At 41.7% G+C, this 19513-nt stretch carries 19 protein-coding genes and 1 other RNA gene; 11 read left to right on the forward strand and 9 right to left on the reverse strand.

The genetic code is table 11. The features are described from left to right. Positions 1-51 precede the first annotated feature (51 nt). A complete protein-coding gene (locus P0G38_RS04825) occupies positions 52-1152 on the reverse strand; it encodes a mandelate racemase/muconate lactonizing enzyme family protein (protein ID WP_275854155.1) in 1101 nt (366 codons plus the stop codon). Between the two features lie 508 nt (positions 1153-1660). Beyond that, on the reverse strand, positions 1661-2029 hold the full coding sequence (locus P0G38_RS04830) for an ACT domain-containing protein (protein ID WP_010749708.1): 369 nt from the start codon (positions 2027-2029) through the stop codon (positions 1661-1663). Between the two features lie 491 nt (positions 2030-2520). Here P0G38_RS04830 and P0G38_RS04835 point away from each other — a divergent pair, with 491 nt between their 5' ends. Both P0G38_RS04835 and P0G38_RS04840 read left to right on the forward strand, forming a co-directional pair. Then, complete coding sequence (locus P0G38_RS04835; protein ID WP_074536011.1) at positions 2521-2766, forward strand: nitrogenase subunit molybdenum-iron protein alpha; 246 nt, start codon at positions 2521-2523, stop codon at positions 2764-2766. 78 nt (positions 2767-2844) lie between these two features. After that, positions 2845-2997 carry a 3-oxoacid CoA-transferase gene (locus tag P0G38_RS04840; protein ID WP_240934873.1) on the forward strand — a complete coding sequence of 51 codons (153 nt, stop codon included), beginning with the start codon at positions 2845-2847 and terminating at the stop codon, positions 2995-2997. A 367-nt stretch (positions 2998-3364) separates the two neighbouring features. Here P0G38_RS04840 and ssrA read toward each other — a convergent pair. After that, positions 3365-3728: a transfer-messenger RNA gene (gene ssrA, locus P0G38_RS04845) on the reverse strand. A 62-nt stretch (positions 3729-3790) separates the two neighbouring features. Further along, complete coding sequence (locus tag P0G38_RS04850) at positions 3791-4561, reverse strand: Cof-type HAD-IIB family hydrolase (RefSeq protein ID WP_005231883.1); 771 nt, start codon at positions 4559-4561, stop codon at positions 3791-3793. 145 nt (positions 4562-4706) lie between these two features. Between P0G38_RS04850 and P0G38_RS04855 the strand changes: the two genes are divergently transcribed. Genes P0G38_RS04855 through P0G38_RS04865 form a run of 3 tightly spaced genes read left to right on the forward strand, consistent with a single transcriptional unit; the run spans position 4707 to position 7211 of the window. Further along, a complete protein-coding gene (locus tag P0G38_RS04855) occupies positions 4707-5057 on the forward strand; it encodes an SdpI family protein (RefSeq protein WP_010749705.1) in 351 nt (116 codons plus the stop codon). Next, on the forward strand, positions 5038-5751 hold the full coding sequence (locus P0G38_RS04860; RefSeq protein ID WP_010749704.1) for a response regulator transcription factor: 714 nt from the start codon (positions 5038-5040) through the stop codon (positions 5749-5751). Before P0G38_RS04855 ends, P0G38_RS04860 begins: the two co-directional genes overlap by 20 nt. Beyond that, complete coding sequence (locus P0G38_RS04865) at positions 5751-7211, forward strand: sensor histidine kinase (RefSeq protein WP_005229120.1); 1461 nt, start codon at positions 5751-5753, stop codon at positions 7209-7211. The genes P0G38_RS04860 and P0G38_RS04865 overlap by 1 nt, the downstream gene beginning before the upstream one ends. Positions 7212-7328: 117 nt before the next feature. On the opposite strand, the gene P0G38_RS04870 is transcribed toward P0G38_RS04865, so the two are convergent. The 3 genes from P0G38_RS04870 to P0G38_RS04880 all read right to left on the reverse strand — a co-directional run bounded on the left by P0G38_RS04870 (position 7329) and on the right by P0G38_RS04880 (position 10784). Continuing rightward, the gene (locus tag P0G38_RS04870) at positions 7329-7802 is read right to left on the reverse strand and encodes a hypothetical protein (RefSeq protein WP_074536007.1); all 474 of its coding nucleotides are present in this window, start codon (positions 7800-7802) and stop codon (positions 7329-7331) included. Beyond that, the gene (locus P0G38_RS04875; protein WP_005229124.1) at positions 7781-8518 is read right to left on the reverse strand and encodes a hypothetical protein; all 738 of its coding nucleotides are present in this window, start codon (positions 8516-8518) and stop codon (positions 7781-7783) included. Before P0G38_RS04875 ends, P0G38_RS04870 begins: the two co-directional genes overlap by 22 nt. 181 nt (positions 8519-8699) lie before the next feature. Further along, on the reverse strand, positions 8700-10784 hold the full coding sequence (locus tag P0G38_RS04880) for an LTA synthase family protein (protein ID WP_275855216.1): 2085 nt from the start codon (positions 10782-10784) through the stop codon (positions 8700-8702). Between the two features lie 237 nt (positions 10785-11021). On the opposite strand from P0G38_RS04880, the gene P0G38_RS04885 reads away from it, so the two are divergent. From P0G38_RS04885 to ybaK, 3 genes are read left to right on the forward strand one after another with little or no spacing between them, the layout of a single operon-like run. Beyond that, positions 11022-12191 (forward strand): class I SAM-dependent rRNA methyltransferase, encoded by a 1170-nt coding sequence (locus P0G38_RS04885; protein ID WP_060792547.1) that lies wholly within the window; start codon positions 11022-11024, stop codon positions 12189-12191. Positions 12192-12196: 5 nt separating this feature from the next. Further along, positions 12197-12949 (forward strand): type I 3-dehydroquinate dehydratase, encoded by a 753-nt coding sequence (gene aroD / locus P0G38_RS04890; RefSeq protein WP_074536005.1) that lies wholly within the window; start codon positions 12197-12199, stop codon positions 12947-12949. Between the two features lie 50 nt (positions 12950-12999). Beyond that, positions 13000-13491 (forward strand): Cys-tRNA(Pro) deacylase, encoded by a 492-nt coding sequence (gene ybaK, locus P0G38_RS04895; RefSeq protein ID WP_074536003.1) that lies wholly within the window; start codon positions 13000-13002, stop codon positions 13489-13491. 55 nt (positions 13492-13546) lie between these two features. On the opposite strand, the gene P0G38_RS04900 is transcribed toward ybaK, so the two are convergent. Both P0G38_RS04900 and P0G38_RS04905 read right to left on the reverse strand, forming a co-directional pair. Continuing rightward, positions 13547-14584, reverse strand: coding sequence for a tagatose 1,6-diphosphate aldolase (locus P0G38_RS04900; protein WP_005237193.1), 1038 nt, complete (start codon positions 14582-14584; stop codon positions 13547-13549). 136 nt (positions 14585-14720) lie between these two features. Continuing rightward, on the reverse strand, positions 14721-15983 hold the full coding sequence (locus tag P0G38_RS04905) for a BaiN/RdsA family NAD(P)/FAD-dependent oxidoreductase (RefSeq protein WP_074536002.1): 1263 nt from the start codon (positions 15981-15983) through the stop codon (positions 14721-14723). 160 nt (positions 15984-16143) lie between these two features. Between P0G38_RS04905 and gdhA the strand changes: the two genes are divergently transcribed. From gdhA to P0G38_RS04920, 3 genes are all read left to right on the forward strand, one after another. Then, complete coding sequence (gene gdhA, locus P0G38_RS04910) at positions 16144-17493, forward strand: NADP-specific glutamate dehydrogenase (protein WP_010749697.1); 1350 nt, start codon at positions 16144-16146, stop codon at positions 17491-17493. Positions 17494-17595: 102 nt separating this feature from the next. Further along, positions 17596-18942 carry a glucose-6-phosphate isomerase gene (locus P0G38_RS04915; RefSeq protein ID WP_074536000.1) on the forward strand — a complete coding sequence of 449 codons (1347 nt, stop codon included), beginning with the start codon at positions 17596-17598 and terminating at the stop codon, positions 18940-18942. 361 nt (positions 18943-19303) lie between these two features. Then, complete coding sequence (locus P0G38_RS04920; protein ID WP_005237189.1) at positions 19304-19513, forward strand: hypothetical protein; 210 nt, start codon at positions 19304-19306, stop codon at positions 19511-19513.

Genomic DNA, 19513 nt, shown 5'->3' on the forward strand with positions numbered 1-19513 from the left:
AAAACCCACGTTGATTTCCTCATCCTAAAGGAAATCAGCGTGGGTTTTCAGTTAAAAGGGTTGTTTATGAGGAGCAAGTTTCTCCCAGTCAAAGGTGACGCCAATCCCTGGTTCTTCTGGGGCAATCGCACAGCCATCGGATGGATCGATCACTAACGGTCTCGTGGTGTATTGATCGATTGGGAAACTGTGCATTTCGAGATACCCAGCGTTAGGCATCGCTGCCAGTAGACTAACGTGCAATTCTTGCATGCCATGTGTAGAAACAGATAAGTTACTTGTTTGTGTTAAGGCAGCAATTTTCAACCAGCCGGTGATCCCACCGCAATTGGAAGCGTCGGGTTGCGGAAAATCGACATTGCCATATTTGATCATATGAGCAAATTCGATAGGGGTGCGCAAGTTTTCTCCGCCTGCCACCGCAATTTGCCCTTCTTTAGCGATACGAGCGTAGCCTTCGTAATCTTCGGGGATCGTTGGTTCTTCAAGGAACAAAATGTCATAAGGCGTCATCAGTTTGGCGGCTTTGATCGCTTTTTCAACAGACCAGCTCATGTTGGCATCCACCATAAAGACAACATCGGGACCAATCAATTCTCTGACCGCTTTTATTCGAGCAATATCTTCGGCAAGTGTTTTTTGTCCCAATTTGATTTTGACCGCTTTTAATCCCATGTCTAAATATTTTTGATTATTGGCTAAGAGTTTTTCAAGAGGAAAGTTTAGATCAATCGCACCACCATAGCATTTTACTTTGTTGCTTGCGCCGCCTAAAAGTTTGTAGAGGGGTTCTTGTGCTTTTTTCGCACGTAAGTCCCACAAGGCGATATCACAAGCCGCAATGGCAAAACTTGCTAAACCGCCTCTGGCAACATAGTGGATTCCCCAGTTCATCTGATCCCACAAGGCTTCCACACATGCTGGATCTTTCCCTAAAAGGATCGCTTTTAGTTCTTTATCGATCAGTTTGGCGATCGATTCGCCACCGAAGCCACCAGTATACGTATAGCCAACCCCTTCACGTCCATCATCAGTAACGATCTTGACGATAGGCACTTCAAAGTGGGTGTGTAAGCCGTGTTTCGCATCTTCCATGATTTCTGGAAGAGGTATTCGATAATACGCTGTTTGTACATCTGTAATTTTTGCCATTAAAAATCCTCCTCAAATTAATGTTCACGTGTGCATTTTTATGTTAACGTTTGCATAATCATGGTAGCATGAGAAGGCGAGATTGACAAGGCTGAATTTTCTCAAATTCAAAACTTTAAAAGAAGGAGGATCGCTATCGAAGGGATCGCATCTCATCAACTGATGCTTCATGGAACCATTTAGAATATAAACAGATATAGGGAATATTAGCTAGAAATGAAGTGAAACCCCTATAAATTGTCACAAAATAGCATTTTGCTTATTTTTAAAGCATATTTATTGAATAAAAATCATTTTTGTATTATGATTATCTTAACAACGAGCAATGAAGAGTACTGGGGCAAATGAAAGCTTGGGGAAGTCTTTTATTTGGGATACCTAGTACTCTTATCTTTGTTAAACGACAAGTGAAATACAAAAGAACGACTGAACTTCTTTGGTTCAGTCGTTCTTTTGTATTTCATAAAGCGAGCGAGAGTAACTTATCGTAAGGAAGAACAAGTTTTTCTCAATTGACAAAGGAATAATCATTGGCGGTTAAAACAGTACGAGCTTGTTCTACCTGATGTTCCTTGATTAAAATATAATCAGTATTGAAGGTAGAAACAGCAAAAATACTGATTGACTCCTCGGCTAGAAGGGAAGAGATTTTTGCAATAATGCCAATTAAGCTAAAGTCCAGCACACCAATTATTTTCATCGCTTTCCATCCATCTTCTCTGTTTAGTGTTTCAGCTGGAACCTTTGCCGTTGGTAACACCAAAGAAAGTTCTTCTGACGTATGGGCAAAAAATAGAGGAACGATCTTCAGTATCGAAGGATCAATACGCTCTACTTGGATGACAGAAAAAGAGGGTGCCAATAAGGTCAGTTTCATTTAATCACGTCCTTCGTTTGATGCAAACATCATATCAAAGGATAAGAAAGAAGGGAAGGCGATTATCATTTGATCACGTACGATTCTAAGCGTTGTGTCGTTTCTGCGAGGCATAACAGACGGGTAGATTCTATACAGATGAAAATAAGCGATTAAAACTGATGGGTATACCTCTGTTTCTGGAGAAGAAGAAATATCAATTGGATCCGCAATCTATGCTGAATCAGATTTGAAATCAATCGAGTTAATAGAAGATAAATAGCACTCAATCATAAATCAATGGTTGAGTACTATTATTGTACATAAAATTATGGTGGACAGAGGAATGGAACATAAATCACTAATTGTTTGATTGGAAGAAAAATTGATACTGAGGATCATAAAGAGAAGAAGGAACATGCTAAATTTTAAGAAGACCTTACAAGATTCAAGGAGAAGGTAAAGAACGCTTTGTAATATTTTGATAAACTTTAGTCAAGGTGGTGTGATGAATGGATAAATTTTTCAATTTTATTAAAAAAGGACTTTCCGAAGAAATCAATTTTTTTATGTTTTCCATAGATTTGGAACATTATTTAGTCGATCACTACGAGGAAATGTATACCGAAAACAAGGAAGCTACATTGTACCTGAATGATTTACTTCCTGATGAGGCTGAGAAAATGGAACCTGGAATGAATCCAGATAGTTTTTGTGAACGAGTAAAGGAAATTGTAGAGAAATCGAAAACACTTTAATTAGCACTTTTTTTACTGAGGCAGAGTCATATCAAGCCAGCAACGAACTATCATAGATTGCTGATGATCAAGCAGATTATGAAACTTACATCAAGCTTTGATGAAAAGAAACATCTTCAAAAAATTTCATGCGATGAGGCAGGGAAAATAACTATTTTAGAAGCAAAGAAAGCCGTTGAGAACACAAAACAGGAGTGGAAAAAAAGTGTATCTAAAGATACTAAGGAGTAAAAAGCCTTAAATCAAAAATAGAGTAAAAAAATCAGCCCAAGAAAAACTCGCAAAAAAGAGATTCGTATACAATTTGGTGAGAAGGTACGCCATTGAAGAGCATTGATTGCTTAAAAAAGCATCTGACTTCACTTGAACAATTAATTTAGGTTCAATCGGTATAAGAAATACAATCTAAGAAAAGCGAGGAAAAGCACATCGATGCGAAGATAAAATTTGACCACCATTTGACTACCAAATGACTACCAAATAAGAAAAACTACGAAAAACATTGCGAATCCGAAAATACAAAAAAAGTGTTCAAAACCTCTTTAAATCAAGGTTTTGAACACTTAGGAAAAACTACGAAAATCTAATCGATTTTTCTTTATGGAGATGGCGGGAGTCGAACCCGCGTCCAAACATATTGCTACCTAAAAATCTACGCTCATAGTCAACTCATTTGAAGGTTCGCTTTACAGCTTGCCGAGTGACAGGCAGTCTGTATCGCTAGTCTGATGATCTCTTTTTTATCTTACAGACGGAAAGATAAAACGTATCCCACTTAGAATAGGACCCTTACTCGAGCACATGGGCGATGCCGAGAGGATCTACGCTAACTGTTTTTAGGCAGCTAAAGCGTAAGAGTTTTCGTTTTTAGCAGTTATATTTAACTGTAACGTTTTAACGTAGACGTAACCTACGAAGCGCAATTCAGGCTCAACTATGCCTGTCGAATCCGTAACATCCCCTTGATAAAAGGGGTATCGCTACCATTCATTAGTATACCATAGTTTTGCCTGTATGCAAAGAATCAGATTAAGTCAAAGTGTTTCAGGGCGTGCACGATCCCGCCTTCGGTATTTTTCAGGGTCACGAAGTCTGCCAACTCTTTCAACTCTTGAATTCCATTTCCCATTGCAATTTTGTGGTCGCAGGCTTCTAAAAGAGCGAAGTCGTTGCTGCCGTCACCAAAGCCGAAGGTAGGTACATCTTCTAGACCCAACAATTCTACCAAGGTTTTTACGCCCGTCCCTTTAGAGGTGCCAGATTTTACGACATCGATGGAAAAGGGGGTATTACGATAAAAAGTTAATTCTGGAAAACGCTCATGATAATAAGCATCGTTGCCGACACCTAAAACCAACAACATATTGGTCCGATCTGTTTCATAATGCAGAGGATCGATTTCTGGTAAAGGACTGCGGACGTAGTTGTACGCACCAATCATTTCCTCAGTATGTCCAGTCGCCCAATAGCCTTTCTCATTGTAATAACACAGTTCATCGCCATTGTCTTTCACTGCTTGGAACATCCGTGCGCAAAGTTCGGGTTCAAGGGTATCGGAAAAAACTTCTTTGCCGTCAATACGGATAAAGGCACCGTTCATAACGATGTTCGAGGTGATCCCAGCTGCTTCACGAATGGCGGTAACTTCAGGTTCGGTTCTTCCCGTTGCAATGATCGGCAGTACTTGGTTTTTTCGCAACATCGCCATCGCTTCAGCGATTTCGGATGTGATTTGCGAGTGTTCATCTAAAAGCGTACCGTCAAGATCAAAAAAAGTTAATGCTTTATAGGTCATGTATCTTACTCCTAAGGTTTATAGTCATAGTCCACTCACAATCTTATCAAAGATTGAAAAAAAGGCAAACCTTTATGAATAATCGGTGAAGTTGTTGGTAGAAGAAAGAAATTCGAGTATACTATAGGAAGAATGGAGTGAAACGATGATTTTTTTAGTAATTGGCATCATTTTTTTCTTGATTGGTCTCACTTTTTTTCTTTTTCCATCAAAAAAAATGAACCTTATTTATGGCTACCGTTCCTATTTAGCAAAACAAAATGAACGCAACTGGCGGCATGCTCAGAAACTATGCGCCCGTTATTTTCTGCTTTTTGGCGGAATCATGGCTCTCATTGGGTTTGTCTTGAAATGGCAAGAATGGACCAATTTTTTCCTAGTTGAAATGATCGCGATCCCTTGGTTCATCGTGCCGATCTTTGGCCTGATCGAAGAGAATCTGCAACGATTTGATAAAGAACATAGAGGTGAAGAAAATGAATATATTAATGATTGAAGACAACGAATCTGTTTCTGAAATGATGCAAATGTTTTTCTTGAATGAAGGATGGGAAGCGGCTTTTAAGTACGACGGCAAAGAAGGACTGGAAGCCTTTGCTGCTGAACCAGACAAATGGGACATGATCACCCTTGACTTGAACCTTCCTTCCATGGATGGCATGATGGTGGCGCGCGAAATTCGCAAAATCTCCAGTACAGTACCTATTATTATGTTGACGGCTCGTGATTCAGAAAGCGACCAAGTCATCGGGTTGGAGATGGGGGCAGATGACTATGTGACGAAACCATTTAGTCCACTGACCTTGATCGCGCGGATCAAAGCCTTACACCGCCGCAGTGAATTGGTTGAAAAAACAACGCCTGAAGCTTCCGATGCAACTTTTGATGTTGTGACCGATCATTTCAAAATGAACACAAAAACACGGGAAGCCTATTTAAATGGCAAACCCATCGATGGGTTGACGCCGAAGGAATTTGATTTGCTTTATACGTTAGCGAAAAAACCGCGGCAAGTCTTTTCACGAGAGCAATTGTTAGAACTAGTTTGGGATTACCAATATTTTGGTGATGAACGGACGGTTGATGCGCACATCAAAAAACTAAGACAAAAAATAGAAAAAGTGGGACCTCAGATCATTCAAACCGTCTGGGGTGTGGGGTATAAATTTGACGATGCAGGTGCTGCTTAATGCGCTACTTGTATCAACAGCTGATTGCGTTTTTTGTTGTGATCTTCGTGATTTTGATGACGATTGGTATTGCGTTTACACAAATGACGCGCCAAACATTACAAGAACGAAATTATGAGCAGTTAATGGGGTATGCTTCGTCGGTCGCGACGATTTCGCAAATCAGCGATTCAGAATATTTGCAGCAAAATATGACGCGAGATGGCTATCTGCAATATTCTCTGCATTTGGCTGAAAATATTTTGAGCAACCAAGACATTTCTTTTGCTTTCTTTAAAAGCCCCGATGACATTATTTATCCATTAGATACGACTCGTGCGGTGGATTTTCCAATTTCTGAAAAAGACTGGCAATCCTTAGAAAACGGGGCGCGTCTGCAATTGACATCACCCACGAATCTATATGGGGAAAAAGAACTGACTTCCTATGTTTTGATTCCTTTTTCTGTCAATCGAACGGATTTTTACGGGGTGATGGTGGTTTCACAATCGGCAAGCAGCATCTTGAATCTTGTCAGTGCTTTTAACCAAAACTTGTTTAAAGTATGTTTGATCTCGATCGTCGTTTCCTTATTGATCAGTTACCTATTTGCTACGTTCCAAGTAAGGCGGATCAATCGCATGAAACGAGCAACCAAGGAGATCACCAATGGCAATTTTGATATCTTCTTGCCAGTGCATAATCGGGATGAATTTGATGAGTTAGCCGAAGATTTTAATTTAATGACGAAATCCTTAAAAGAGTCGCAAGAGGAAATTGAACGACAAGAAGAACGTCGTCGGCAATTTATGGCAGACGCTTCTCATGAGATGCGCACGCCTTTGACGACCATCAATGGCTTATTGGAAGGGTTAGAGTACAACGCGATTCCTGAAAATCAAAAGGACAATGCGATCCGCTTGATGAAAAATGAAACCAATCGCTTGATTCGGTTAGTCAACGAAAACCTTGACTACGAGAAAATCCGAACCAATCAAATCTCGATGGTCATCAAAAAATTCGATGCAACGCAAACCATTAAAAATCTGCTGACGCAACTTGAGAGCAAGGCAGAAATCGCCAAAGATGTGTTGATTTTAGAAACAACAGAGCCAATTGACGTCTATGCCGACTACGATCGTTTCGTCCAAATCATGGTCAATATTTTACAAAATGCGATCCAGTTTACGGAAGATGGAGAAATTCGGGTTCGAATCGAAAAAGGCTACTTGGAAACGATCATCGAAATCAGTGATACGGGAATCGGCATGTCTGAAGAACAAGTCAAGAATATTTGGGATCGTTATTACAAAGTCGATCCTTCCCGTAAAAACCGTCAATTTGGTGAATCAGGTTTGGGCCTATCGATCGTTGAACAGCTCGTACGCCTGCACAAAGGAAAGATCAGTGTAGAAAGTGAACTTGGCAAAGGCACGACGTTTAAAATCTCTTTTCCTGATATCGACTTAAATGAAGAATAGCAATCGACCGGCAGCAATTCGCTTAGCCGGTCGATTTTTTTTGCGGTTCAGTGGCAGCAGTCCAAACAAAAAGACCTGCTTTTGCAAGCAAGCCTTCTTGTTTGGGGGCTATGTAAACTATAGATAAGTAGTATAAGGGGTATGGGCAAAGCATTCGTCTTCATGAATCAAATAGATGGCAACAGCAAATTGTTCGGCGATTTCTTGACACAAGGGCAGCAGGGTTTGAACCTCTTTCGTTGTTAATGTGCTCAAGACATTTTCGATTAAAAGGGTTTCTCTTTCTGAAAGTAAAGCTAAGAGCAGTTGAATTTTGAGCTCCTCAAAGGGTGTTAACTCTGTTCGATCTTTTTTCAAAGCCGATAAGGGAAGCTGTACATAAGGCAGCACTTCCTCTAAATCGCCCCCTTTTTTATTTGCAAGAGATACATTGTCCATGACCGATAAAAAGGGGACGGAGGGCCACTGTGCGCGAATCAAGATTGCTTTTTTTTGTGAAAGCAGCAAGCTTAATTCAGATGTTTTTGTTTCATTGTCTTTCGCAACATAAAAGAAACCAATTGATTTCGTTAGCTGAGTTGGTTTTTCCATTGTTTTTTCCTCCAATACAGACTATGTCCGCTAGCAATCAGACCAGTAAAGCTGGTAACAGCAGCAAGCAATACGATAAGTGTGTGGCGCGTACTCTCAAATAAAATAGCCAGCCAAGTGGTGCTGTTCAAGTCAACATTTTGGACAAGAATTTGACTGTTTTGCGGGATCGTAATGGCGAATTCTTGACCAGGAAGACTTTGAACAGCCTCCCAAAAGTGATCCGAAGCACGCTCACGATCAAGAGCGATGATATGCCCGCTAAGCAATTCTCGCTGGAAATAAGGCTGGAAGAGCAGCAACAACACAAAGGCGATCACGGCAGCTGCTAAAAGCGGCAAGAGCATTTCAAGCAACTGCATCGCCACCCATTGTCTGGTGGTGGCACCGCTTGCTAACCAGGCAGTGTACTCTGAGCGTTTCGATAATTGGTAATAAACTTGAAAGCCGATAAAGACCAGTGTAAAGGCACTAAAAATCAAATAGAACAGTTGATGATAGATCGTCGTGACTGGTTGGATCTCTTCCGCTACTTTCGTTTGCAAATCTTCTGTTGTTAAGAGATCTCTGGTTTGAGCGATCACTTGATCCATTGAGTAGATCAAGGCGAAGGTCACGATCAAGCCAATCACGGCAAAGAAGGATACAAGCGTATAAAGCACCATGGCTTTTTTATGATAAAATATGCTGGCAATCGCAAAATGTATAGTTTTCATCTAGTTCACCTCATCCTATTTCATAGTATAAAAGGGGAGTTTGAATAAAGTATGAAGTTCTTGTAGTAAAATATCGAAGCTAAAAAAGCAATAGAAAAAATCGGGTTTTTACGAACAAAACAGCCGAAAAAAACCCAGCAAAGCATCCGCCTTGCTGGATCGATCTTGTAGTACTTATAGGTTATTCTCCGCTATCTTGTTCCGTCATCTGCTGGTATTCTTGGAAGGTTTTTGTTTGGTACAGATCGACGGTCGATTGATTGCCGTTTTGAGAAAAGGCGCTGGTTGAATCACTGCCTAGATTCTGTTCGATAGCCATCATTTGCTGAAGGGCGTCTTTGTAATTATAGGTCGAAGGATCGACTTCTTCTAAACCGCTCTTCGCATAGAAACGTAAGAGATCACCATTGTTGATCTGATCAGAAACCGACAGCTGTTTGTCAACTTTGGCTTTCCATTCATCGACTTTCGCTTGCAGTTCATCGGATGGATCGTTGATCGGCATGCCGGTACGATTGTCATACAATGTACTGCTATAGTAAGTGTAGTCTGGTGTCACAAAGTCGCCATCGCGGAAGGCAACCAGTTGTTCATTTTGATCAGAGAATAAATCTTGTCCCAATTGAATATAGTTCGATGTATCTACACCGAGTAAGTGCAAGAGGGTTGGCAACGCATCAACTTGGCCACCATACGTATGATTGATGCCGCCGTTTGATTGTCCTGGAATATGGATCATATAAGGGACACGTTGCAATGAAGCATTGTCAAAGTTTGTCCAAGTCGAACTTGTTTTTCCAAGCAATTCTGCTAAGTTGCGGTTCCGAGAATTGGAAATTCCGTAATGGTCACCATATAAAACGATGACTGAGTTTTCGTACAAGCCGCTTTCTTTCAAGTAATTAAAGAACTCTTCTACGGCTTTATCTAAATAATTCGCGGTTGCGAAATACCCATTGATCGTTTGATCAGAAGTGTTCGCTAGCGGGAAGCCGCCTTCTTCATTGGTAAATTCAGAATATGGGTAGTGGTTAGAAACTGCAATGAATTTTGAATAGAACGGTTGTTGCAGACGTTCTAAGTATTGTACCGATTGTTCAAAGAACGGTTTGTCATGTAAACCGTATTGGAATGAATTTTCATCATTGACATCATAATACGATGCGTCGAAGAAATAATCATAGCCAAACCGTTTGTAGGTTTCATTTCGGTTCCAGAAGGTACCCGTATTTCCGTGGAAAACCGCACTGGTATAGCCTTGGGTTTGACCTAAAATATCTGGCGCTGCCTCAAAGGTATTTTTCCCACCCAGTTGAGTGAATAATGCCCCCTGATTCAATCCGAACAAGGAATTTTCGAATAACGTTTCCGCATCACTGGTCTTCCCAGCTTTTACTTGATGGAAGAAGTTATCGAAACTAAAGGTGCTATCGCTATGATACAAACTATTGATAAATGGCATAACTTCATGTTCAACACCATCTTCATCTTTTAATTTATAATCGATCAAGAATTGCTGAACACTTTCTAAGTGAATATAAATGACGTTCTTGCCTTTTGCGATACCGAACAGATCATCATTCGGTTCCGCGTAATGTTCTCTGACATAGCTTTCTACTTCGTTCATGTCGTTGGGACTTGCTTCGGCACGTACTTGCGAAGCTTGATAGGTTTGCACGCCGTCATAAACCGTAAAGGCGTTGATCCCAAGGTATTTCACTAAATAGTCACGAGAAAACGTTCGAGTAAGCAGTTCAGGACGATCCGCTTCTGCTAAGAAAAGATTGGCAGAAAAGACCATGACAGCTAAGGTTGAGATCGCAAAAGCCATCCGTGCCCGCACAGGACGAGTGTCCATTTTGATTTTTTTCATTGAAAAGGCTGCAATCAGCACGATAAAGTCAATGAAATACAACACATCGTAGGGACGGAACAAGCGAATTGCGCTTTCTCCTAGACCACTTGCCACTTTTCCTACACCAAGCATCGTGTTGATGGTGATAAAGTCAGTGAATTCTCGATAGTACGAAACATTGGAGAACAACAGCAGAGTCATCAAGAAATAAATCACAAGCATCGTGATATAAGCTGCTTTGGTTCTTCTTACGTACAATGCGATCGACAGCAGCAACAAAGTCGTTGCGATCGGATTGATGAATAAGATGAAGTACTGAATGCTGCTTTCAATACCTAGGTGGAAGTCCACCATATAGGCAAAGATATTTTTTAGCCAAAATAATAGGGCTAATAGGAAAAAAAAGCCCATTCTTGTATTCACAAAGGTGGATACTTTATTTTTTTTCAAAGGAATCGTCCTCTCTTTTTCCAGTATAACCGGTAAATTACGATTTTACATCACAGTACATTTTACTAGGCTGTGAAAGACGTGTCAAATGAATTCCTTGTCATGACGCGGAATTAAGTATTTCTTTACTTTCAAGGATACAGACAATACAGTCGCTTTTTGCTATACTAAAAAGGAGAATGAATGGAGCAGATGAACATGAAAATAAAACTAACGAAGCAAGGATCAGCGAAGCTTCGCAAAAAGAATCCGTTGATCCAAAGAGAAGATCTTCAACAAGCAATCGAGACGAAGGAGTGGGTCACCTTTATTGATCAGGCCAACCATTTCTTAGGTGTCGGCTATCTTGGGGAACAAAATAAAGGGATCGGATGGGTCGTATCCTTTGAAGAAACAGTGATCGACCAAGCGTTTTTTGCCCAACGTTTTGCGAAAGCAAAAGGCAAGCGTAGTGCTTACTATCAAGATGACCTGACAGATGCCTTTCGTCTGTTTAATGGCGAGGGGGATCAATTGGGGGGACTTACCGTAGATTTGTATGGCGAGTATGTCGTTTTTTCTTGGTACAATGCCACCCTTTATCAACATAAAAAAGCGATCGTGGCGGCTTTTCGTCAAATCTTTCCCGAAATCAAAGGGGCTTATGAAAAAATCCGCTTTACGTCTGAACTGCCTGAATCAGCATGGGTCTATGGAAAAACGGCACCTGAACCCTTACTGGTGAAGGAAAATGGCGTCACGTATGCGACGTATTTGAACGAAGGACTAATGACGGGCATCTTTTTGGATCAAAAAGAAGTTCGTGGGCAACTTGTTGATGGCTTGGCAGCTGGCAAGACGGTTTTAAATATGTTCAGTTATACGGGGGCGTTTTCTGTCGCTGCTGCTGTCGGTGGCGCTGCTCAAACAACGAGCGTCGATTTGGCAAAACGCAGTCTAGAAAAGACCCGCGAGCAATTTGCAGTCAACGGCATTGATCCAGATACCCAGCGTATCCATGTCATGGATGTTTTCAATTACTTCAATTATGCCAGCAAAAAAGACTTGCGCTTTGATGTGATCGTTTTAGATCCGCCGAGTTTTGCCCGCAACAAGAAAAAGGTCTTCTCGGTTGCGAAAAATTATGGCGACTTAGTCACTGATAGTTTGGCGATTTTAGCGCCTGATGGCTTATTGATCGCCTCAACGAATGCGGCCAATCTTTCACCGAGGAAGTTTCAAGAAATGATCGAAGCATCCTTAGAGAAAGCACACGTTGCTTATGAATGTATTCAAAGTTATCGTCTACCAGCTGACTTTGCGGTAGATAAGCATTTTTCCGAAGGGAACTATCTGAAAGTATTCTTTTATCAAATGAAAAAGGAGTGAAGTAGATGAGCCGATCAAAACCAGTAACGTTAGACGGGAAAACACCGTTGATTTGTGTGCCATTGATTGGGAAAACCAATGAAGAGATCTTGAAACAAGCCATCGCTGCTGAGGAATCAGAGGCACAGATCGTCGAATGGCGTGTTGATCATTACAAACATGTCGAAGACAAGCAAGCGGTCTTAGATGCGTTATCACATATTCGCACGACATTAAAGCACAAAGAGCTGCTCTTCACTTTTCGAACCTTGGAAGAAGGGGGCGAGCGGGCGTTCACATTGACCCAGTACAAAGAATTGTGTTTAGCTGCTGCTGATTCAGGCTTGATCGATTGGATCGATGTCGAATTAGAGAAAGCTGAATTTTTAGGTCGAGCCTTTATTCAAGAAATCAAAAAGGCACAGGTAAAGCTGATATTGAGCAATCATGATTTTGAGAAAACGCCAGAAGATGCTGTGTTGATTTTAAAGATCGGCGTAATGAATCAATTTGGTGCCGATGTTGGTAAGTTAGCGATGATGCCCAAGCAAGTCCAAGATGTTTTACGTTTGATGGGGATCATTACTAAAGCTCGTGGCTTCAACCAACTGCCGTTGGCGATCATGTCGATGGGGGAGCTGGGGAAAATCAGCCGGGTTAGTGGGGCATTGACTGGTTCGGTCTTTACTTTTGCTTCGTTGCAAGGGGCATCAGCACCTGGACAAATACCGATCGAACGAATGACCAACTACTTACAAGAATTTTCACTCAATGAGTAAGACCAGCCAAGGCCTTCTCTTAAAAGAAACCAAAACAAAAGAGGGATAAAATGGCGAAGAAGAAACAAAAAACCAATGCGATCCGTCAAGTAGAACAACAGAAAATCGCTTATAACGAATACACCTATGAGTGGTCGGAAGACCATCTCGATGCGCAATCCGTCGCTGCGCAACTAGCACGCCCGCAAGCCATCTACAAAACGCTGGTGGCAGTGGGCAACAAAACAGGTCCGCTGGTGGCTGTGATTCCTGGAAACAGAGAAGTGGATCTGAAAAAGTTAGCAAAAGTCAGTGGAAACAAAAAAGTAGAGATGCTGCATCTGAGAGATTTAGAAGAAACGACTGGCTATATTCGCGGCGGCTGTTCGCCGATTGGGATGAAAAAGCTCTTTCCTACTTATATTGATCATAAGGCAGATACACTGGAAGAAATCGTGGTTTCTGCAGGAAAGCGCGGGTTGCAGATGGGGCTTGCCCCACAAGCGTTGCAACAATTGACTAGGGCGGTCTTTGCCGATTTGTTGGCACCTGAACACGAATAAAAAATCCCCGTGAACCATCTTGAAATGCCGTTCACGGGGATTCTTTTGTACTATTTTATTCCATGACTTCAATATCGAAAACCTCAATATTTTCTAAACCGCCATAAAAGTCAAACCATGGAGTGGCATATTGTTTTAGAATGGCGTTTAATTCTTCAACATTTTCTTTCCCTTGGGTGTCCAGCCATTCCAATAACGCTTTGGCCCCTTGTTTCCCATAAATTTCGACACTATCGCGCCAAGTTGCTCGACCACCTAAGATTCCTGAGAATTTAGCACCGTGTTGACCAGCAAAGGTCAATTCATCGCGAAAGACATTCGCTGGGACACCCGCACTCAAATAGATAAATGGTCGCGTCGCAGCGTCACTAGCTTCTTTGAAGTAATTGGCGGCTTCTTCTTGCGTATAGACGGCCTCTAAGCCTTCTTTTTGGAAACCTTCAACCAAGTCGAACTGAACCGGTACTTCGACTTTCAAAATATCGATATGGTAGTGATCTTTCGTCAATTCCTGAATGGTTCGGATGACCTTGCTCGGTTTGATCTTGGCAAAAGCAGGTGATTTGTCATCTGTGATCTCATCGTCATAGACGATTGGTTCCACAAATAACGGAATATCGGCCGCCTGCGCCTCCGTACCTAAACGTTCTAAAAACGCATGTTTGGTATCTAAAATCTCTTGCGGTTCATCTGGATTATAATAAACCAAAACTTTCGCAGCATCTGCCCCTTTTTTCACTAAGCGCTGCAGCGATTCATTGGGTAAAATCTCTGGCAAACGACCCGGCGTATTGACATCATACCCCGTTTTTTCATAGGAAAGGATCAAGCCAGCATTGGGATTCTTTGCTTCGATCCCTAAGAAGCCATATTCTTCATCTAACAAAATACTGCTGACATATTTGGTCAATTCTTGGGAAACCAACTGCTTGAATTCATAAATGTGTTCCATCGTAAAGTCATCCGGTCCAGTTGCTGCCTTCATCATTTTTTTCATGGAACCACGTTGGTCGATCGCTAGTGCGGCAATCACACCATCCTCATTTGAAAGTTTTTGCATTCGTTCAAATTTACCTCTTGAAATTCGTTTCATTATAAAACCTCCCTCAATCTTGCTATCTTTAGTCTACGCCTACTTTGAGAAAAACCCAACTAATAAGCAAAAAGAGAGGAGACCCAGGTGTTGGTAGCAACGGCAAGGATATTGCTGCCAACACCTGGGTCATCGATCAATAACTGAAATAACTAGCTGTTTCTGCTGCGTTTTTCCCCGAAACATGTCCAGTACAAAACGCTGCTGTAATGTTGAAACCACCTGTAAACCCATTGATATCCAATAATTCACCAGCAAAATACAAGCCATTGATTTTCTTGCTCTCCATGGTTTTTGGATTGATTTCTTTCAGATGGACCCCGCCACCAGTCACGAAAGACTTTTCTAACGGGAACGTGCGAACGATAGTGACTGAAAAGCCTTTGATCAAGGAAGCGAGCGCCGCCAACTGTTCTGGTGAGGCTTTTTCAGCAACCAGCTCATGCAGGTCTAGCTGCTGCAAAAAGAAGGTCATCAAGCGCTCAGGCAAAAAGCCAGCTAAAGCATTCGGCAATTGTTTCTTCGAAGCCGCAGACTGAATCAATTCTTGGGTCAAGGCTTCATGAGATTTTGCTGGCAGACAATCCAGAACAACCGTCACGGGTTGCTGCTTTTTCAATTCTTGATTTACGAAGGAGGAACAGCGTAAAGCAGCTGGACCAGATAATCCAAAGTGGGTAAACAAAAGATCCATGGTATGGGCGACGATGGACTTTCCTCTTTGATCCAAGACACTCAACGTGATGTCTTGCAAGGAAATGCCTTGCAACGTCCGCTCTTGAATAAAGGATTCCTCTGAAACAAGCGGCGATTCGGTTGGATAAAGCGGCGTAATGGTATGGCCGACTTTTTTTGCCATCTTATAGCCGTCCCCCGTTGCGCCCGTGGAAGGATAGGTACGGCCACCTGTCGTCAAAATCACACTAGGGGCAGAGAACTCATCGGTTTCGGTTCGCACGCCGCGAATTTGACTGCCGTCATGGATCAGCTTTGTGACGACCGTGTTCGTCAATAGGGTGACGTGATGATCGTTGATTGCTTGAAGCAACGCTTCGACGATCGTTTTTGATTTGTTCGTCACAGGGAACATCCGTCCGTGGTCTTCTTCTTTTAAGACGACACCTAAGTCTGCGAAAAACGCCATTACATCATAATTATTGAATTGAGAAAACGTGCTATACAAAAACTTGCCGTTTCCTGGAATATGAGCAACTAAATCATCTACCGGCCGATTATTGGTTACATTGCAGCGTCCGCCGCCAGTCATCAATAATTTCTTGCCGATTTTTTTGTTTTTTTCGATTAATAACACCCGCGCACCTTGTTTGGCAGCAGTGATCGCAGCCATCATGCCGCTCGTACCTGCACCAACAACAATGACATCATAGGTTTTTTCCATTCTTTTCACCTCTTTGGGATTGTAACACATCGGCTATGAGTGCTGAAAGGATTGGTCGATTTTTTTCGAATAATAAAAAATTCTGACAATTCTAAAAAAAAGCGTGCAATTTCAGAAAATTTCTTTAAAATAGAAAATATCTTAAAGGAGGTAATGCACTATGACCAAAGCTTCAGCTTACGTGAAAGAAATTCAAGCGAAGATTCATGAGAAAGACCAACACCAACCGGAATTTCTTCAAGCAATTGATGAATTTTTGCCTACGATCGTTCCCTTTTTAGAGGAGCATCCAGAATATATTGAATCAAATATCCTTGCACTCTTAACTGAACCAGAACGTTTTATCCAATTCAGAGTCCCGTGGCAAGATGATCAAGGCAACTGGCAAGTAAACCGTGGCTATCGGATTCAATTCAACTCGGCAATGGGGCCTTACAAAGGCGGCTTGCGTTTTCACCCAAGTGTAAACTTGAGTATCTTGAAGTTTTTGGCGTTTGAGCAAATCTTCAAAAACAGCTTGACAGGTCTGCCGATCGGCGGCGGCAAAGGCGGAAGTGATTTTGATCCAAAAGGCAAATCAGATGCCGAAGTGATGCGTTTTTGCCAAAGCTTTATGACGGAGCTGTCAAAACATATCGGACCTGACTTAGATGTTCCAGCTGGCGACATTGGTGTCGGAGGCCGAGAAATCGGCTATTTGTTTGGTGCCTACAAACGATTGAAGCAATACGATGCTGGTATTTTAACTGGTAAGCCATTAGACTTCTGGGGCAGTAAAAACCGCACAGAAGCAACGGGTTATGGCGCCGTTTATTTCGTTAAGCATTTATTGACAGACCTAGGTGAAACCTTTGCAGGCAAAAAAGCGATCGTTTCTGGAAGCGGCAATGTTGCGATCTATGCAATTGAGAAATTGCAAGAATTAGGTGCGATCCCTGTCACGTGTTCTGATTCCTCTGGTTTTATCTATGACAAAGACGGCATTGATCTGGCCTTGTTAAAAGAGATCAAAGAAGTGAAGCGTGAACGGTTGACGGCTTACGCCAAGGAACGTCCATCAGCCGAATATCATGAAGGGGCATCTGTCTGGGATTTTGATACACCAGCGGAATTAGCCTTTCCTTGCGCGACCCAAAACGAGATTGATCTCTCACAAGCCAAACGTGCAAAAGCCAATGGTGTCCGGGTCGTTTCTGAAGGCGCGAATATGCCTAGCTCATTAGAAGCAGCAGAATATTTTATTGAAGAAGGAATTTTCTACTGCCCAGGAAAAGCAGCCAATGCTGGCGGCGTGGCCGTTTCTGCGTTAGAAATGAGTCAAAACTCCCAACGACTGCAATGGGAAAAAGCTGAAGTCGATGCCAAATTGGACGATATCATGAAGTCGATCTATGAAGCATGCCGTGATACTGCTGAAACCTTCGATCAAAAAAATAATTTTATGTTAGGTGCGAACGTCGCAGGCTTTGAAAAAGTTGCTAAAGCAATGTTTGCTCAAGGACTTGTCTAAAATCACCCAACAGGCTACCTATCCGGAATTACTTGAAAAAAGTTGAAAAAAAACGTAAAGTAGGTAGTGTATGAAAAACTATTTTTTCAAGGAGGACAAATCATGTCACACATCAAGTTTGACTATTCGAAAGTAGCACCATTCGTGAACGAATACGAATTGAGCTACATGCAAAGTCAAGTTACAGCAGCAGACAAACAATTACGCGAAGGAACAGGTGCTGGTAGCGACTTTTTAGGTTGGATCGACCTTCCTAAAAACTATGACAAAGATGAATTTGCGCGTATCAAAAAAGCGGCTGAAAAAATTCAATCTGATTCTGAAGTATTAGTCGTGATCGGGATCGGCGGATCTTATTTAGGAGCGAAAGCAGCGATTGATTTCTTAAATCACTCTTTCTTTAACTTGCTACCAAATGAAGAACGCAAAGCACCACAAATCTTTTTTGCAGGTAATTCGATTTCTTCAACATACTTAGCAGATTTGATCGAAATCATCGGTGACCGTGACTTCTCTGTGAATGTGATCTCAAAATCAGGAACAACTACTGAGCCAGCGATCGCTTTTCGTGTTTTCAAAGAACGTTTGATTGAAAAATACGGCAAAGAAGAAGCCAACAAACGGATCTACGCAACAACGGATAAAGCGAAAGGTGCAGTAAAAGTTGAAGCAGATGCTGAAAACTGGGAAACCTTTGTGATTCCAGATGACGTCGGCGGCCGTTTCTCTGTATTGACTGCTGTTGGTTTATTACCAATCGCTGCCAGCGGAGCGGATATCGATGCCTTGATGCAAGGGGCAGCAGATGCTAGCGATGCTTACGCAAGTGACGACCTTGAAAAAAATGAAGCGTATCAATATGCAGCAATGCGTAACATCCTTTATCGTAAAGGCAAAGTAACCGAATTGCTGATCAACTACGAACCAGGCATGCAATACTTCTCAGAATGGTGGAAACAATTATTCGGCGAGTCTGAAGGAAAAGACCAAAAAGGGATCTATCCTTCAAGTGCAAACTTCTCGACAGACTTGCATTCTCTTGGGCAATACATCCAAGAAGGCCGTCGCAATATCTTTGAAACAGTTGTTAAAGTTGAAAAACCACGCAAATCAATTGTGATCCCTACACAAGAAGCAGATCTTGATGGTCTTGGCTACTTAGAAGGAAAAGAAGTTGATTTTGTTAATACGAAAGCCTTTGAAGGAACATTACTTGCACATACAGATGGGGATGTCCCAAATCTGTTAGTAAAAATTCCTACAATGGATGCATACACGTTAGGTTACACCATGTACTTCTTTGAGATCGCTGTAGGTATTTCTGGCTACTTAAATGGCGTGAACCCATTTGACCAACCAGGGGTTGAAGCGTACAAGAAAAACATGTTCGCCTTACTTGGCAAACCAGGTTTTGAAGATCTTGCAAAAGAATTGAACGAACGTCTATAATTCGATAAAGAAACGCCTTGAGCCAGTCTGATTGGCTCAAGGCGTTGTTTTATTTTCGCATTTGTTGTGTTACTAGATCGTTGGTCCAATAAATCAGCGGTCTTCTTTTAATCCCCAAAGCAACGCAGCAGACAATAGTCCAAAGATACAGGTTTGAATAATTGGCATTTGACTCATCTCCTTTTGATTTCCTTTAGTATAAAATGCTTTTTAAGAAGTCGCACGAACAAAGCAGTGGGTTTCAACGAACGAAACTGTCATTTTTTGGTGACAAATGCGTGATGAATTGAAATAAAACGTTTTCAATTCGATGCTTTTTTGTTATTATATCTTTAAGAAAGAAAACGGTTGAGGTGAGGATATGGAGAATATTACGATCGGTGAAAAATATGTCTGCCAACCTGTCGGGGCGAGCAAGCCTGTGATTGGTGTGGTGGAAAAACTATACGTACATACGGCGTTGATCGTCGTTTCAAGTTATGAAGAAGAAGATCAAGCACAAGTAGAAGCTTGTAATCGTCGGATGATCGTCAGTTTCAATAAAATTTGTACGCAAACGAACGTTGCCTAA

It is taken from the genome of Enterococcus casseliflavus (assembly GCF_029215545.1).
GTDB lineage: Bacteria > Bacillota > Bacilli > Lactobacillales > Enterococcaceae > Enterococcus_D > Enterococcus_D casseliflavus.